This is a genomic window from Aeromonas bivalvium (assembly GCF_046078285.1).
GTDB classification, from domain to species: Bacteria; Pseudomonadota; Gammaproteobacteria; order Enterobacterales; family Aeromonadaceae; genus Aeromonas; species Aeromonas bivalvium.
Window position 1 is genome coordinate 40,101 of sequence record NZ_JBGXBV010000012.1, and the last position, 15,095, is coordinate 55,195.

General features: G+C 59.7%; 16 protein-coding genes. 11 read left to right on the forward strand and 5 right to left on the reverse strand.

The features are described from left to right. Nucleotides 1–4: 4 nt before the first annotated feature. From cysN to cysG, 3 genes are all read right to left on the reverse strand, one after another. Entirely contained in the window at nt 5–1,426 is a 1,422-nt protein-coding gene (cysN, locus tag ACEUCR_RS18930) for a sulfate adenylyltransferase subunit CysN (RefSeq protein WP_111873250.1), read from the reverse strand. Nucleotides 1,427–1,450: 24 nt separating this feature from the next. Then, nucleotides 1,451–2,359, reverse strand: coding sequence for a sulfate adenylyltransferase subunit CysD (gene cysD / locus ACEUCR_RS18935; RefSeq protein WP_266139794.1), 909 nt, complete (start codon nt 2,357–2,359; stop codon nt 1,451–1,453). A gap of 103 nt (nt 2,360–2,462) precedes the next feature. Then, nucleotides 2,463–3,881 (reverse strand): siroheme synthase CysG, encoded by a 1,419-nt coding sequence (gene cysG, locus ACEUCR_RS18940; RefSeq protein WP_408791839.1) that lies wholly within the window; start codon nt 3,879–3,881, stop codon nt 2,463–2,465. A 190-nt stretch (nt 3,882–4,071) separates the two neighbouring features. Between cysG and ACEUCR_RS18945 the strand changes: the two genes are divergently transcribed. Both ACEUCR_RS18945 and ACEUCR_RS18950 read left to right on the forward strand, forming a co-directional pair. Continuing rightward, nucleotides 4,072–4,986: an SPFH domain-containing protein gene (locus ACEUCR_RS18945; protein ID WP_041992042.1), complete on the forward strand. Its 915-nt coding sequence runs from the start codon at nt 4,072–4,074 to the stop codon at nt 4,984–4,986. Beyond that, nucleotides 4,983–5,438 (forward strand): NfeD family protein, encoded by a 456-nt coding sequence (locus ACEUCR_RS18950; protein WP_408791841.1) that lies wholly within the window; start codon nt 4,983–4,985, stop codon nt 5,436–5,438. The genes ACEUCR_RS18945 and ACEUCR_RS18950 overlap by 4 nt, the downstream gene beginning before the upstream one ends. A gap of 86 nt (nt 5,439–5,524) precedes the next feature. Here the strand turns inward: ACEUCR_RS18950 and ACEUCR_RS18955 are convergent, their stop codons facing one another. Next, entirely contained in the window at nt 5,525–5,935 is a 411-nt protein-coding gene (locus ACEUCR_RS18955) for a CBS domain-containing protein (protein ID WP_392443847.1), read from the reverse strand. Nucleotides 5,936–6,157: 222 nt separating this feature from the next. Here ACEUCR_RS18955 and ACEUCR_RS18960 point away from each other — a divergent pair, with 222 nt between their 5' ends. From ACEUCR_RS18960 to ACEUCR_RS18970, 3 genes are read left to right on the forward strand one after another with little or no spacing between them, the layout of a single operon-like run. Further along, nucleotides 6,158–8,071: an ABC transporter ATP-binding protein gene (locus ACEUCR_RS18960; protein ID WP_041992052.1), complete on the forward strand. Its 1,914-nt coding sequence runs from the start codon at nt 6,158–6,160 to the stop codon at nt 8,069–8,071. Nucleotides 8,072–8,075: 4 nt separating this feature from the next. Beyond that, nucleotides 8,076–8,507, forward strand: a complete 432-nt coding sequence (locus ACEUCR_RS18965; protein WP_041992076.1) for a DUF2390 domain-containing protein — start codon at nt 8,076–8,078, stop codon at nt 8,505–8,507. After that, nucleotides 8,501–9,370 carry a 23S rRNA (adenine(2030)-N(6))-methyltransferase RlmJ gene (locus ACEUCR_RS18970; protein ID WP_408791844.1) on the forward strand — a complete coding sequence of 290 codons (870 nt, stop codon included), beginning with the start codon at nt 8,501–8,503 and terminating at the stop codon, nt 9,368–9,370. The genes ACEUCR_RS18965 and ACEUCR_RS18970 overlap by 7 nt, the downstream gene beginning before the upstream one ends. 78 nt (nt 9,371–9,448) lie before the next feature. On the opposite strand, the gene ACEUCR_RS18975 is transcribed toward ACEUCR_RS18970, so the two are convergent. Next, nucleotides 9,449–9,667 (reverse strand): hypothetical protein, encoded by a 219-nt coding sequence (locus tag ACEUCR_RS18975; RefSeq protein WP_408791846.1) that lies wholly within the window; start codon nt 9,665–9,667, stop codon nt 9,449–9,451. Between the two features lie 182 nt (nt 9,668–9,849). On the opposite strand from ACEUCR_RS18975, the gene ACEUCR_RS18980 reads away from it, so the two are divergent. The 6 genes from ACEUCR_RS18980 to ACEUCR_RS19005 all read left to right on the forward strand — a co-directional run bounded on the left by ACEUCR_RS18980 (nt 9,850) and on the right by ACEUCR_RS19005 (nt 15,029). Beyond that, nucleotides 9,850–10,212 carry a DUF2061 domain-containing protein gene (locus ACEUCR_RS18980; protein WP_041992061.1) on the forward strand — a complete coding sequence of 121 codons (363 nt, stop codon included), beginning with the start codon at nt 9,850–9,852 and terminating at the stop codon, nt 10,210–10,212. A gap of 201 nt (nt 10,213–10,413) precedes the next feature. Further along, nucleotides 10,414–11,007 (forward strand): MliC family protein, encoded by a 594-nt coding sequence (locus tag ACEUCR_RS18985; RefSeq protein ID WP_408791848.1) that lies wholly within the window; start codon nt 10,414–10,416, stop codon nt 11,005–11,007. 542 nt (nt 11,008–11,549) lie between these two features. Then, entirely contained in the window at nt 11,550–12,212 is a 663-nt protein-coding gene (locus ACEUCR_RS18990) for a hypothetical protein (protein ID WP_408791850.1), read from the forward strand. A 96-nt stretch (nt 12,213–12,308) separates the two neighbouring features. Next, a complete protein-coding gene (locus ACEUCR_RS18995) occupies nt 12,309–12,635 on the forward strand; it encodes a hypothetical protein (RefSeq protein WP_408791851.1) in 327 nt (108 codons plus the stop codon). Nucleotides 12,636–12,643: 8 nt separating this feature from the next. Continuing rightward, a protein-coding gene (locus ACEUCR_RS19000) for an IS3 family transposase (protein ID WP_408791852.1) occupies nt 12,644–13,806 on the forward strand; the annotation gives its coding sequence in 2 pieces (ribosomal slippage) (nt 12,644–12,899 and nt 12,899–13,806; 1,164 coding nt in all). Between the two features lie 437 nt (nt 13,807–14,243). Continuing rightward, complete coding sequence (locus ACEUCR_RS19005) at nt 14,244–15,029, forward strand: hypothetical protein (protein ID WP_041996004.1); 786 nt, start codon at nt 14,244–14,246, stop codon at nt 15,027–15,029. Nucleotides 15,030–15,095: the final 66 nt, after the last annotated feature.

Below are 15,095 nucleotides of genomic sequence, written 5' to 3' on the forward strand. Positions count from 1 at the left end.
GGGCTTATTCCTTGTCGTTGGCGATGGTCAGCGCCTGCCAGTGGGGGAAGTGCTTGCGCACCAGGGCGTTGAGCTCGATTTCGAACTCGCTGTATTGCCCTGCCACTGCCTTGGCCGCCAGCCCTTCCACTATCATGCCTGCGCCCACGGTGACGTTGGTCAGCCGGTCGATGAGGATGAAGCTGCCGGTGTCGCGGATATCCGCATAGGGGTCGAACGCCACCGGGTCGGTCAGGCTGAATTCGCACAGGCCGATCTCGTTGAGCTTGAGTTCGCTCGCCGCCAGCTCGTCCAGCTTGTTGATCTCGATGCGGTGGCGGATGGCCTCCACCTGGCCGCGGCTCTTCTTGGTGGCCAGCTTGACGTCATAGACCCGGCCCGGTTGCAGGGACTCCTCCCCCATCCAGACGATGTGAGCCAGCACGTTCTGGGTCACCTGGGGCTTTTTCGCCGCATCCACCAGCAGGTCGCCCCGGCTGATGTCAATTTCGTCCGCGAAGGTGACGGTGATGGCCTGACCCGGCAGGGCATAGTCCAGATCCCCGTCGAAGGTAACGATGCGCTTCACCGTACTCTCCTTGCCGGAGGGCAGCACGGCAAGCTTGTCGCCGACCCGCAGGATGCCGGAAGCGAGCGTGCCTGCGAAGCCGCGAAAATCGAGGTTGGGGCGGTTCACGTACTGCACCGGCAGGCGCACCGGGTGGCGCTCCAGCTCGCGCTCCACTTCGGCGGTTTCCAGCAAGGAGAGCAGGGTCTCGCCCTGGTACCAGGCCAGCTTGTCGCTTGGGTTGACCACGTTGTCACCGTCCAGGGCCGAGACCGGCACTATGTGGATGGTGTCGACGCTGAGCTTCCTGGCGAACTCGCGATATTCGGCACTGATGCGCTCGAACACCTCCTGGCTGAACTCCACCAGATCCATCTTGTTGACCGCCACCACGAACTGTTTTATCCCCAGCAAGCTGGCGATAAAGCTGTGGCGGCGGGTCTGATCCAGCACCCCTTTGCGGGCGTCGATCAATATGATGGCCAGATCGCAGGTGGAGGCGCCGGTCGCCATGTTGCGGGTGTACTGCTCGTGGCCCGGGGTATCCGAGATGATGAATTTGCGCTTGGCGGTGGAGAAATAGCGGTAGGCCACGTCGATGGTGATGCCCTGCTCGCGCTCCGCCTGCAGGCCGTCCACCAGCAGGGCCAGGTCCAGCTTCTCCCCTGTGGTGCCGAGCTTCTGGCTGTCGGACTCCAGCGCTTTGAGCTGATCTTCATAGATCTGCTGGGAGTCGTGCAGCAGGCGACCGATGAGGGTGCTCTTGCCGTCGTCCACGCTGCCGCAGGTGAGAAAACGCAGCAGGCTCTTGTGCTGCTGGGCGTGCAGGTAGGCTTCAATGCCCTGTTCGCTGATGGCGGTCTGAATGTGGTTGTTCATGTTGCGATTCCTTAGAACATTTTTTTAGAAATAGCCCTGACGCTTCTTCTGCTCCATGGAGCCGGCCTGATCGTGATCGATGAGCCGCCCTTGCCGCTCGCTCGAGGTGGTGATCAGCATCTCTTCAATGATCTCCGGCAGGGTGGTGGCATTGGATTCGATGGCCCCGGTCAGCGGGTAGCAGCCGAGGGTACGGAAGCGCACCAGCTCCTGCTTCACTTCATCTTCCGGGCCTATGGGCATGCGATCGTCATCCACCATGATCTTGATGCCGCCGCGATCCACCACGGGGCGCATGGCCGCGAAGTAGAGGGGCACTATGTCGATGTTCTCGAGATAGATGTATTGCCAGATGTCCAGCTCGGTCCAGTTGGAGAGCGGGAACACACGGATGCTCTCCCCCTTGTTGACCTGGCTGTTGTAGACGCGCCACAGCTCGGGTCTCTGGTTCTTCGGATCCCAGCGGTGGGACTTGTCGCGGAAGGAGTAGACCCGCTCCTTGGCACGGGATTTCTCCTCGTCGCGGCGGGCGCCGCCAAAGGCCGCATCGAAGCCGTATTTGTTGAGCGCCTGCTTGAGCCCCTCTGTCTTCATGATGTCGGTGTGCTTGCCGCTGCCGTGCACGAAGGGGTTGATGTCCATGGCCAGGCCATCCGGGTTCTTGTGGACGATGAGATCCAGCCCGTACTTCTTGGCGGTCTCGTCCCGGAACTTGATCATCTCCTTGAACTTCCAGTTGGTGTCCACGTGGAGCAGGGGAAAGGGGATCTTGCCCGGGTAGAAGGCCTTGCGGGCCAGGTGCAGCATGACGGAGGAGTCCTTGCCGATGGAGTACATCATCACCGGGTTTTCAAATTCGGCAGCCACCTCGCGGATGATGTGGATGCTCTCGGCTTCCAGCTGTTGCAAGTGGGTCAATCTTTCACGGTCCATGTCTGGGTCCTCGGTTCATTGCTATCGCGCCTGGTCGGGACGCTGTGTTGGTTCAGTTCGCTGCCGCTGGCGGCAGCGTCAAATCGATTCGGGTCGCCACCCTTCAGGCCAGGCTCACCAGCTTGAGCTCCTGGCTGCCTGCCCCGGCGCTTGCCTGCTCGCCAAACCAGGCGAGTCGATCTCGCAGGGCCACCACCTCGCCGATGACGATAAGGGACGGGCTCATCGCCTGCGCCGCCAGGGTGGCCAGCTCGTCCAGGGTGCCGGTCAATACCTTCTGCCTGGCCTGGGTGCCCCGCTCTATGATGGCGATGGGGGTGCTCCCCTTGCGGCCATGGCCCACCAGCTGCTGCTGGATGTGCTCGGAGCGCATCAGCCCCATGTAGATGACCAGGGTCTGGTTGGTGGCCGCGAGCTGCTGCCAGTCGGGCTGGGTGCCCTCCTTCTGGCAGTGACCCGTGATGAAGACGGCGCTCTGGGCATGGTCACGGTGAGTCAGCGGAATGCCCGCATAGGCGGTGGCACCGGCGGCGGCCGTGATGCCGGGCACCACGGAGAAGGGAATGCCCTCGTCCGCCAGCACTTCCAGCTCCTCGCCGCCGCGGCCGAACATGAAGGGATCCCCCCCCTTGAGGCGCACCACCCGGTTGCCCGCCCTGGCGTATTCCACCAGGAGGCGATTGGTCTCTTCCTGAGGCACGCTGTGGGCGCCGGCCTTCTTGCCGACCGACACCAGGGTGGCGTCCCGGCGCACCAGATCCAGGATCTCGGGGGAGACCAGCTGGTCGTAGAGCACCACCTCGGCTTGCTGGATCTGTTGCAGCGCCTTGAGGGTCAAGAGGCCTGGGTCCCCGGGGCCCGCCCCCACCAGCACCACCTCGCCCACTTCGGTCTGGGCCTTGTCCAGCCCCTCATTGAGCCAGCCCTCGGCACCTTGCCAATCTTCTTTCTCGATCAGACCGGCCAGGGTGTTGGAGGCAAAGGCCCGCTCCCAGAAGCGGCGACGATCAGAAATGGATGAGAGCACCCGCTTGGCCTTGACCCGCACCCGGCCGGAGAGCTCGGCCAGGCCGCCGAGATGGCGGGGCAGCAGGCTCTCCAGACGCTCGCGCAACAGGCGCACCAGCACCGGCGCCTTGCCGCCGCTGGAGACGGCCACCACTATGGGGCTGCGATCGATGATGGAGGGGAAGATAAAGCTGGAGCGGGCCGGGTCATCCACCAGGTTGACGAACAGACCCAGCTCGGTGGCGCTCTGGTAGACCAGGGCGTTGACCTCGGGATCGTCGGTGGCGGCGACCACCAGGATCTGCCCTGCCAGATGGCCAGGGGTGAAGCGCACCGGCAGATGGGTGAAACGACCCGCCAGTTCCTGAAATTCGGGAGCGATATCCGGGGAGACCAGGGTCAGCCTGGCACCGGCCGCCAGCAGCAGACGCGCCTTGCGCAGTGCCACCTCGCCCCCGCCCACCAGCAACACGGGACGCCCTTCCAGCCGGGCAAACATAGGTAAGTAATCCATCTCGTCCCTCTCGATACCGCTTGTCTTTGGCGACTATAGGCAGGGTTACTTATCCCTCAAAATAATAAAAAATGCTTTTTAAGACGTTTTGGTAATTAAAACTATCCCCTTGGCAACGGGAACAAACCTAAGCTTGTGGTGTTTGCGGCCAGGGCATAGGCTAGCGCCCGAGTTTCATAAGGAGCTATTCATGAATGAGTCACTGATAGTGCTAGGGATTTTCGTTTTCCTGGTGATAGCCACCCTGGGGGCAGGCATCAAGATAGTGCCCCAGGGCTATAACTGGACCGTGGAGCGTTTCGGCCGCTACACCCGCACCCTCTCCCCGGGCCTCAACCTGCTGATCCCCTATGTGGACAGGGTCGGCCACAAGATCATCATGATGGAGCAGGTGCTGGACATCCCGGCCCAGGAGGTGATCTCCCGGGACAACGCCAACGTCACCATCGACGCCATCAGCTTCGTGCAGGTGGTGGATGCCCGCAAAGGGGCCTATGAGGTCAACGATCTGCCCAGCGCCATTCGCAATCTGACCATGACCAACATGCGGACCGTGCTCGGTGCCATGGAGCTGGACGAGATGCTCTCCCAGCGCGACACCATCAACGAGAAACTCTTGCGTACCATGGACGCCGCCACCGCCCCCTGGGGCATCAAGGTGACCCGCATCGAGATCAAGGACGTGCGCCCGCCGCTCGCCCTGGTGGAGGCCATGAACGCCCAGATGAAGGCCGAACGGCAGAAACGAGCCGAGGTGCTGGAAGCCGAAGGGGTGCGCCAGTCCAAGATCCTGAAAGCGGAAGGGGAGAAGCAGTCCCAGATCCTAAAGGCCGAGGGGGAACGCCAGGCCGCCTTCCTCGCCGCCGAGGCGCGCGAGCGGGCCGCCGAGGCGGAAGCCAAGGCGACCCACATGGTCTCCCAGGCCATCGCCGAGGGGGACATGCAGGCCATCAACTACTTCGTGGCCCAGAAATACACGGAAGCCCTGGCCCGCATCGGCGAAGGGCCCAACAGCAAGATCATCATGATGCCCCTGGAGGCAGGCAGCCTGATTGGCTCGGTGGCGGGCATGGCCGAGCTGTTCAACAAGGGTGAGAAAAAATGACAGACCTGCTGGAGGGGCTGACCCACTGGCACTGGCTGGGGCTGGGGTTCGCGCTGCTGGCCATCGAGGTTCTGGGGTCGGTGGGCTTTCTGCTCTGGACCGGCATCGCCGCGATCGAGGTGGGGATCTTGCTGCTGCTCTGGCCCTTCGGCTGGCAGTGGCAGTTGCTGCTGTTCGCCCTGCAATCCCTGGTGACCACCTGGGCCTGGTGGCGCTGGCAGCACAAGCGCGACCGCTCCAGCCGGGATGCGGCCGCCCCCATCAACGAGCGGATGCAGGGTTACCTGGGCCGGGAGCTGGTGCTGCTCGATGACTCCGTGCAGGGGCTGAGCCGGGTCCGCCTGGATGACACCGTCTGGACGGTGCGCTGCCAGACGCCGCTCAAGGCGGGCAGCCGGGTCAGGGTGGTGGGCACGGACTCCCATATCCTGCTGGTGGAACCCCTGCCCTAATCAGGGCCGGGCAAGCATCATGAAAAAGGGCTCCTCGGAGCCCTTTTTCATGATGCCGCTGCGGCCAGTGCCCAGGTGGCGTCCCCCTAGAGGGCCCCCTCCTCGACGGCGGCCTTGAGTAGATCCTTCCAGCTCAGCACCCCCACCAGCGTGCCCCGATCCAGCACCGGCAGGCAGGAGACCTTCTTGTCCAGCATCAGGCGGGCGGCATAGGCCAGGGTCTGGTGGGGCGAGACCGTGATGGGCTGGCGGGTCATGATCTGGTGCGCGCGGCGATTGAGAGTCTCGGTATCGCGCGCCTGCTCGGCGGCGGAATCCAGATAGGGGCTCAGGGCCCGCAGCAGATCCCGATCCGAGATGATGCCGAGCAGCTCCCCCTCCTCCATCACCATCAGGTGACGGAAGCGGGCTTGATTGAAGATATCCCTGATGAGGCTCAGCCTGTCGTCCATCTCGACGGTGACGACCCGGGTGGTCATGATGGTTGCAACCTGCATGGCAGACTCCTTGTCCGGCCGCCACTCCCGAAAGGAGACGGCCTGATGGCGATAATGCTTGCTGTTATGACATCTTTATCGGCGCCGCACCAGTCGGCTCCAGTGCAAAGCGCCGCCATTTCACGTAAAATCCCGCCAGTTTCGTTCCCGGTTCCCGAGCGCGCAGACCCCTTCGGGCGGCGCGCCACCGTGTTTCTTCACTCTCGAGCAAGCAGACCCCCCATGATAGTTGCCAGTCAAATCGAGCTGATCCGCGGCGGCCGCAAGCTGCTGGATAACGCCTCCGCCACCATACACCCGGGCCACAAGGTGGGCCTGGTGGGCAAGAATGGTTGCGGCAAATCCACCTTCTTCGCCCTCATCCGAGGAGAGCTCACCCTCGACAACGGCAGCTTCTCCCTGCCGGTCGGCTGGCAGATAGCCGGCGTCGCCCAGGAGACCCCGGCCCTGGACTGCTCGGCCCTGGACTATGTGATAGATGGCGACAAGGAGTTTCGCGCCCTGGAAGCCGAGCTGGCTAAAGCCGAGCAGGATGACAATGGTCTGCTGGTGGCCGAGCTGCACGGCAAACTCGATACCATAGGCGCCTACAGCATCCGCGCCCGCGCCGCCGAACTCTTGCACGGCCTCGGTTTTGCCGACGAGCAGCTCGGCTCGCCGGTGCGCAGCTTCTCCGGTGGCTGGCGCATGCGCCTGAACCTGGCCCAGGCGCTCTTGTGCCGCTCCGACCTGCTGCTGCTCGATGAACCGACCAACCACCTGGATCTGGATGCGGTGATCTGGCTGGAGAAGTGGCTCAAGGGCTATCAGGGCACGCTGGTACTCATCTCCCACGATCGCGACTTCCTCGATTCGGTCATAGGTCGCATCATCCATATCGAGAACGGCAAGCTCAACGAGTACACGGGCGGCTACTCCGACTTCGAACTGCAACGGGCCGAACAGCTGGCCCAGCAGCAGTCCATGTACGAGAAGCAGCAGCGGGAGATGTCCCACATGCAGGCCTATGTGGACCGCTTCCGCTACAAGGCGTCCAAGGCCCGTCAGGCCCAGAGCCGGTTGAAAGCCATGGAGCGGATGGAGAAGATACTGCCCGCCCATGCCGATTCGGAGTTCAGCTTCGAGTTTCGCGAGCCCTCGGCCCTGCCGACCCCGCTGATTGCCATGGAAAACCTCAGCGCCGGTTACGGCGACAAGGTGATCCTGGAGAAGATCAAGCTCAACCTGGTGCCGGGGTCGCGCATCGGCCTCTTGGGCCGCAACGGCGCCGGCAAGTCCACCTTCATCAAGATGCTGGCGGGCAGCAATCCGCCGCTGTCGGGCAAGCTGGAGGTAAGCGCCGGGGTCAGCATCGGCTACTTCGCCCAGCATCAGCTCGAAACCCTGCGCCTGGACGATACCCCCCTCGATCATCTGGCTCGCCTCGCGCCGGACAAGCCCGAGCAGGAGCTGCGCAACTATCTGGGCAGCTTCGGTTTTCACGGCGACAAGGCGCTCGACAAGGTGGCGCCGTTTTCCGGGGGCGAGAAGGCGCGGCTGGTGCTGGCCCTCATCACCTGGCAAAAGCCCAACCTCTTGCTGCTGGATGAACCGACCAACCACCTGGATCTGGAGATGCGCCACGCCCTGACCATGGCGCTGCAAGGCTTCGAAGGGGCCATGGTGGTGGTCTCCCACGACAGGCACCTGCTGCGCACCACCACGGATGACTTCTATCTGGTGCACGGCGGCCGGGTCGAAGCCTTTGACGGCGATCTGGATGATTACCACAAGTGGCTCGGCGAGCAGGAGAAAGAGGCCAACGCCAAGCCGACGGATGGTGCCGTCTCCGCCAACTCCGCCCTGGCCCGCAAGGATCAGAAGCGGCGCGAGGCGGAGTTTCGGCAAGCGACCCGGCCCCTGCGCCAGAAGCTGGAGAAGCTCGAGGCCAGCATGGAGAAGCTGCAAGGCAAGCTTGCCGACATCGAGAACCAGCTGGCCGACCCCGCCATCTACGAAGAGAGCGCCAAGGGCAAGCTCTCCGAGCTGCTCAAGTCCCAGGGCCCCCTCAAGGAGCAGCTGGAAGCGGTGGAGCTGGAGTGGATGAGCCTCAGTGAAGAGCTGGAAACCATGGAGTCCGCCTTCCTTGAGCAATGATCTGATGCGAGACGCCAGCGGCCTGCCCAGCCCCCTGGGTTTCTGGCACTGGAGCGGCAAGACCTACGGGGCCCGCCCCGGAGACTGGCTAGAGGTGCAGCGCCTGGGCGGCAACGTCAACCTGGCCCTGCTGCTGCATTGGCTGGATCTGGCCAGCCTCAGCGCGGATCTGACCGCGCTGCAACCGGCCCTGGTGCAGACCGAGGCCGTGCTCGCCCCCTGGCGTACCCTGCGCCAAAACGCCAAGGCGCGGCTGGACGAGGCCGAGTATCAGGCCATGCTGGCCCACGAGCTTGAGCTGGAACAGTTGCAGCAAGGGGTGCTGCTGCAGAGTCTGCGCGCCCATCCCCCACGCCGGGAGCCAGGGCACAACCTGTTGAATTACCTGACCTTGCTGGGCGCCGAGACGGGCCCCTTGAGAGACCTAACATGCTGAGCTATCGCCATGCCTTCCACGCCGGCAACCATGCCGACGTCCTCAAACACGCCGTGCAGGCCCTGATCATCGAGTCTCTCAAGAAGAAGGAGAAACCCTTCATCGTGCTGGACACCCATGCCGGCGGCGGCCTCTACGACCTGCGCGGCGACTGGTCCCAGAAGAAAGCGGAATACGCCGACGGCATAGGCCGCCTGTGGGACGAGCGGACCCAGTGGGCGGCCATGGCCCCCTATCTCGGTGTCATCGAGGAGATGAATCCCGCTCAAGAAGGAAACAGCGGCGAGCTGCACTATTATCCGGGATCCCCCGAGCTGTCGCGCCGCCTCATCCGCGAGCAGGACAAGCTGGCCCTGATGGAGCTGCACAACAACGAGGTGGAGGATCTTCGCGCCAACATGGGTTACGACCCCCGCGTCGTCGTCCATCACAGGGACGGCTTCGAGGGGCTGGTGGCCCTGCTGCCCCCCACCCCGCGCCGCGGCCTGGTGCTGATCGACCCCCCCTATGAGCTCAAGGAAGACTACTTCGCCGTGGTCGAGACCCTTAAAAAAGCGCAAAAACGCTGGGCCACCGGCATCTATGCCCTCTGGTATCCCATCCTGGGCCAAGAGGCGGACAAGTCCCGCGACATGCTGCGCGCCATCAAGCGGGAGAACTTCGGCAACGTGCTGGTCGCCGAGCTGGAAGTGGCCGGCCAGACTGCCGACTGGGGCATGAATGGCTCCGGTATGCTGATCGTCAGCCCCCCCTGGCTGCTGGACGAACAGATAGAAGCCTTCCTCAAACCCCTGTGCGCAAAGCTGGCCCAGGGCGCCGGTGCCCAGTACAGGGTGGAGTGGCTGAACAAGGCCGAGGCCTGACCGTTCATTCTCCACAAAAACGACAAAGCCCCGCGAGGGGCTTTTCTATTACTGCGGCAGTTGCGGCTTGAGGGGCTGTTATTGCCGGGTGCCAACCTCTGCGGGGAGCTCCCGCCAAAGCGCCAGAATGAGCAGCGCCAGCAGGGCGACGGGGGGAGCCAGGCAGAGCAGCATGCACAGCACTGTGATCAGCACCGGATGCTTGCTCTTGCGGCGGGCAAGTCGCCAGGCCACGATGCCGACGACAATCATCAGCAGCAGGATGAACAGCACATAGATGTTGGCATTGATGGTCATGAAAGCGCCTTTTCCATGGCAAAAGGCACACTCTAGTGCCGCCATGGCCCCAGGCAAGTCCCCAATCTGGTGGTTTCGACCTCGGTCGATAGGCTTTTTCTATTTAGTTGATAGATGAGAATGGTTTTCATTTACTCCGCGTTTGGGCGATACTGCACTCATCGCCAGAGGGAGTGACCATCATGAAAAAGACCATCAGCTTTGCCGTCCTGCACTTCGGTGTCGCCTTTACCTTGGCTTACCTGCTGACCGGTGAGCTGCTGACCGCCAGCCTGATCGCCCTGATCGAGCCCGCCGTCAACACGGTCGCTTTCTACTTCCACGACCTTGGCTGGCACAAGTTCAAGCCCAACCACAGCCTGCAGGTCAAGACCAGCAGCTTTGCGGTCGTGCATTTCAGCGTCGCCTTCGGGGTTGCCTACCTGCTGAGCGGCGAGCTGCTCACCGGCGGCGTGATGGCGATGATAGAGCCCGCCATCAATACCGTGGTTTTCTTCTTCCACGAGCGGCTGTGGCGCGCCCGCCACTCCCTGGCCCTGGCATAACCCAGAGGCAGCAAGGGATCAGACCGGCTTCCTCATCCCGGGCCGCTGAATCGCAAGAAAGCACTCGGCGGCCCGGCGTCGTCATTGTGTTGTGAAGTGCGTTGCAGAGTGAGTTCTAGAGTGCGTTCTAGCTTGTGTTGTAGCGTGCGTTGTAAAGTGAGCTCTGGTTACTGGGTATCACCCCATTGTTGGAGCCTGACGATGAACAAGATCTTGCTTGGCACCCTGCTGTTTGCCCCCCTGCTGGCCGCTGCGGCCACCCCTTCCTTCGATTGCGCCAAGGCGAAAGGCGCCGCCGAGACCCTGATCTGCCAGGATGCCGGACTGGCGGCGCTGGATAACGAACTGGCCGCCCTCTATCCCAAGGCGATTGCCGCGTTCTCTCCCGAGCAGCAGAAGAGCGAGCGTGCCATGCAGCGCGGCTGGATCAAGGGGCGCAACGACTGCTGGAAGGCGGGCGACTTGCGCCAGTGCGTGGAGGAGAGCTACCAGCTGCGGATCACCGAGTTGCAGATAAAAGGCGGCCAGTTGAGGGTACCAAGCCCGGTGGACTACCAGTGCGCCAACAATGTCACCCTCTCCACCTACTTCTACAACGAGGCCAAGCTGCCCGCCGCCATGATCAACCTGAGCGAGGGGAACAACCAGCAGCAAGTGCTCGCCTATCTGACCCCCAGCGCCAGCGGCGCCCGCTACGAGGGGCAGAACCTCACCCTCTTTACCAAGGGGAGCGATGCCAAGCTGGAGCGCTATGGGGAGCCCACCCTCAGCTGCAAGGAGATCCCGGGCAACTGATCCCCTGCCCGGCCAGGTGCCGGGCAACCATTCCCTCTGGGAGCTGCGGAGGCTCACCAGCAGGTGACCGCTCGCGCCGTTTTCCCTTCCCCTATCCCCTTCCCAACCCGGGCACCATCCCTGATGGGCTGCCACTCATTTGTTGATCCTGCCCGGCAATTCACCCTTTCCTCCTTTCCCTTCGCTGGCGGGCAGCTAATATAGTCAATTGGCAACATACGCCTCGTCGGAGTCTCCCATGAACCATGGCAGCCCTCTCGCAGATAACAAGCAGCAGACTGGAAGCTGAAATCCAGTGCGGTAGCCATGCCGGCGTTTGCCATGACCAAGGTCACACTGCTTTTCTATACCGTCGTCATGGTTGCGTAAAAAGAAGAGGGCAAAGAAATACAATCGGCTTCAGAGGAAGATAAGTAAGCCATTGATTTAAAATGTCATTTATAGAAACCTGACCCGAAGTAAAGCGGAGTTAGATAGAAGGCGGTATTCATGTTTTAGTACCGCCTTCTATCTAATTACTGTTATGCATATAGGTGGTAAATTTGGACATTGAGTTTTTTCTTAAAGAGCGTACGACGTTTATTCGCTATTTCTATGGAACAGCTTCTGCTCCGTTTACGAAAATCATTTCTGATATTGAGAATGAAGTGGAGCCATATATACCTCCTTACAGCGAGGATGGTGAGCCGCCTTTCCTATCCGAATGGTTAGACGCTAAATCTGGCTTGGAAACTTGCGGGCATCACGCTATTTCGATGCTCTCATCGTCGCTTCAACTATATCTGAAAGCATGGGTCGATAGATTAGATAGGTACCATGGGATGACTTTTGAGGTTAACTTCAAAAAGAAGGGATGGCTTAACGGTTATCACGAAATCTTCAAGGAAGTAGGCCTCGACATGGCGGCCTGCCCAGCGAATTTGAAAATTATCGAGCAGATCCCCTTGGTCAGAAATCGCGTTCAACACCCTGAGCACCTGACTTCAATCAATATATCTCACTCAAAGAGCGATTTAAGTCAGCATCCCAAGCCATACTTTGCACAGGACTCCGAGTTGACACTAGCTTCAGAACAAGAAGAACAATCATGGTTGTTTCCGCCAACTATATCTCCTACTAAGGAAAAAATTCAGGACGCTATTTTCAACGTTGAGTCGTTTTGCTCTTGGTTAGAGTCAGAGTACTGGGCAGCGAGAAATGTATAACCAGGCAAGCACGGCGACAACTTCTTCGTTGCGGCTTCGCCTACACTAAAAAGCTGCGCGTGTTGGCGACGTTAAGGCTCAAGGAGAAATTTTAGAATGAAAACATTCTTTAGCTGGTCTGGAAACAAAAGTCATCAGGTTGCAATGGCTTTTTCAAACTGGCTTCCCTGCGTACTTCAAGCTGTAGAACCTTGGGTTTCGTCCGAGGACATTGATCGTGGAGCAATTTGGCTCAACGAGATATTTGTGCAGTTAAAGGATACAAATTTTGGAGTAGTGTTTGTTACAAAGGAAAACCAAGAAAAGCCTTGGTTGCTATTTGAATCAGGTGCGCTTTCCAAAGGCTTAACCGAAAGCCGAGTATGTAGTGGTCTAATCATCCCGGACACCATTTTAGGTGGTACAGTCGCCACCATGACCTGAGGTGTTCAATGACAAGATTACGTCGCTCATTTACTGCCGAATTCAAACTCGAAGCCGCATCCCTGGTGCTCGACCAGGGATATTCTGTCCCTGAAGCCAGCCGTTCACTGGATGTCGGTGAAACCGTGCTTCGCCGCTGGGTTCAGCAACTGCAATCCGAACGAACTGGCACAACCCCAATCGGCAAAGCGCTGACTCCGGAGCAGCAAAAAATTCAGGAGCTGGAAGCCCGCATCAACCGGCTCGAACGTGAAAAGGACATTCTAAAAAAGGCTACTGCTCTCTTGATGGCGGACGAGTTCACACGTACGCGCTGATAGACCGATTAAGGGAGCAAGCCCCCATCACCTTGGTCTGCTGCGCTTTCGATGTTCCCACCTCCTGTTTTTACGATTATCTGACTCGCAGACGGACGATTAACCGTGAGCGAATGCAGCAGCGCTGTGAGTTGCGCCGGTTGTTCAAAGCGAGCAGGGACTCGGCAGGCAGCCGCGCCTTGATGTCGATGATGCGGGAGTTGGGGTATCAGATTGGCCGATTCAAAGTACGTAACCTGATGAAGGAAGCCGGGCTGTCATCCAAACAGCCAAGCGCACACCGTTATAAGGTGGCACAATCTGAACGACCGGACATTCCCAATCTGCTGGCCCGCGAATTTGATGTCCAGCATCCCAATCAGGTGTGGTGTGGCGATATCACCTACGTCTGGGCAGGTGGCCGTTGGCATTACCTGGCAGCGGTGCTTGACCTGCATAGCCGGCGGGGTGTGGGGTGGGCGATGTCAGATAAACCAGATGCCGAGCTGGCCGTGAAAGCACTTGAGATGGCGTATCAGCAGCGGGGTTGTCCGTCCGGCGTGCTGTTTCACTCCGACCAGGGCAGCCAATATGGCAGCCGAGCATATCGGCAACGACTGTGGCGCTATCGCATGACCCAGAGTATGAGCCGGCGTGGTAACTGTTGGGATAACGCGCCAATGGAGCGACTGTTCAGGAGCTTGAAGTCAGAGTGGCTCCCGGCAACGGGATACATGAGCCTGCGGGAAGCGAAGCGGGATATCAGTTATTACCTGATGAATTACTACAACTGGCGACGTCCACATCAACACAATGACGGGATACCGCCAGCAAAAGCCGAAGATAGACCTAACCGAGTGTCCGGATTTAGTTGACCACTACAAACTGTCAACTCGTGGCGTTTACAGTCCTAACGGGCCGAGTTGGTTACGGTTGTTATGATTGGGTTGTTTGTAATGCGTTGCCAGCCTCTTAGGCTGGGCTTTATGAGTGTATGGATTTCCTATGGAAAATCGCAAAATTCTAGGACACCCACCTCCTCAATAGCCGGCTTGCCTAGCGGAGAAGATCTGGGACGCCCACCATCTAGATAGAAGACTTGTCTGACAAGGTTGATGTCCCCTGTCACAATCAGTTATGACATCGACGATCAGACCTCTCCGCCTGGCACCTAACAATTCGCTCTATCCAAACCCACATCAGGGCGACGCCAAAGTGCGTGCCTTCGGCTATATTCGCACTTGGACACCACCTCGCTGCTGGTCGGCTTAACTCAGGCGTTAGCCAGCCTGAAACTCCTCGAAGGAGCCGCATGATCTCCCAAGTCTCGTCACCAAAGAAGTTAAGGATCGCTGTAACATTTCTCGGGCCTCTACGACCGCGCCTTGACGTTGAAAGACTGGAGCCGTGGCAGAGCAACTTTTTCGATATAGAGAACCTTGCCGCGATCGACGAGCTGTCCTTACCCGAACCTGGATGTGGCCGTACCAATTACAGCGACGATGACTTAGATGAACTTATCGCGAAGCCGGACGATTACGACATTCTTGTGGCCATCATAGATGCGCCTCTCGAAGATGAGTACTACATGCGTCGGCTCAAAGGAAATCGGGTAGTGATATCTGTGTACGATATTGCCCCACTGTTAATTCAACATGGATATAGCTTCAACGCCTTCGTGTATCGCAACCTGTACCAGTTGCTGGTTGCATTCCACGCCTCGTCGAATTCACTCCCACCCACAACCAAAGAGAAGCTCGCTCACACTCCCACACGTGGATGCCTGTTTGACTGGAACGACAACAAACAAGACATACTGAACTCGCTGGACCACCCGAGCGTGTGTCGAGTCTGTGAAGAGCGCTACGTCAAGGGGGGTCCACTCGCTTCGCACATGAGCGAACTTCGATCGGAGCTCTATCGAATTCAGCGACCCGTACATGTCCGCGGATTGGAATGGTTGAACCGCAAGATCGCCCGCCATCCGTGGTTAACTCTCGGTGTTGCCATCCTCAGCGGCATTGCCCTCAACCTAGTGGCTAGTTACTTGTTTGAGTGGCTGAAGTTATTGCTCATACTGCCGAGTGAGGCTGGCTAACCCTTCTCTCGAAAAAAACCTGGGACACCCACCCCCTCAATAGCCAAAAATCTAGGACACCCACCT

Excerpts from the sequence above, each read along its gene's own strand:
- cysN (WP_111873250.1), bottom strand. The coding sequence starts at position 1,426 with ATGAACAACCACATTCAGACCGCCATCAGCGAACAGGGCATTGAAGCC.
- cysD (WP_266139794.1), bottom strand. The coding sequence starts at position 2,359 with ATGGACCGTGAAAGATTGACCCACTTGCAACAGCTGGAAGCCGAGAGC.
- cysG (WP_408791839.1), bottom strand. The coding sequence starts at position 3,881 with ATGGATTACTTACCTATGTTTGCCCGGCTGGAAGGGCGTCCCGTGTTG.
- ACEUCR_RS18945 (WP_041992042.1), top strand. The coding sequence starts at position 4,072 with ATGAATGAGTCACTGATAGTGCTAGGGATTTTCGTTTTCCTGGTGATA.
- ACEUCR_RS18950 (WP_408791841.1), top strand. The coding sequence starts at position 4,983 with ATGACAGACCTGCTGGAGGGGCTGACCCACTGGCACTGGCTGGGGCTG.
- ACEUCR_RS18955 (WP_392443847.1), bottom strand. The coding sequence starts at position 5,935 with ATGCAGGTTGCAACCATCATGACCACCCGGGTCGTCACCGTCGAGATG.
- ACEUCR_RS18960 (WP_041992052.1), top strand. The coding sequence starts at position 6,158 with ATGATAGTTGCCAGTCAAATCGAGCTGATCCGCGGCGGCCGCAAGCTG.
- ACEUCR_RS18965 (WP_041992076.1), top strand. The coding sequence starts at position 8,076 with ATGCGAGACGCCAGCGGCCTGCCCAGCCCCCTGGGTTTCTGGCACTGG.
- ACEUCR_RS18970 (WP_408791844.1), top strand. The coding sequence starts at position 8,501 with ATGCTGAGCTATCGCCATGCCTTCCACGCCGGCAACCATGCCGACGTC.
- ACEUCR_RS18975 (WP_408791846.1), bottom strand. The coding sequence starts at position 9,667 with ATGACCATCAATGCCAACATCTATGTGCTGTTCATCCTGCTGCTGATG.
- ACEUCR_RS18980 (WP_041992061.1), top strand. The coding sequence starts at position 9,850 with ATGAAAAAGACCATCAGCTTTGCCGTCCTGCACTTCGGTGTCGCCTTT.
- ACEUCR_RS18985 (WP_408791848.1), top strand. The coding sequence starts at position 10,414 with ATGAACAAGATCTTGCTTGGCACCCTGCTGTTTGCCCCCCTGCTGGCC.
- ACEUCR_RS18995 (WP_408791851.1), top strand. The coding sequence starts at position 12,309 with ATGAAAACATTCTTTAGCTGGTCTGGAAACAAAAGTCATCAGGTTGCA.
- ACEUCR_RS19005 (WP_041996004.1), top strand. The coding sequence starts at position 14,244 with ATGATCTCCCAAGTCTCGTCACCAAAGAAGTTAAGGATCGCTGTAACA.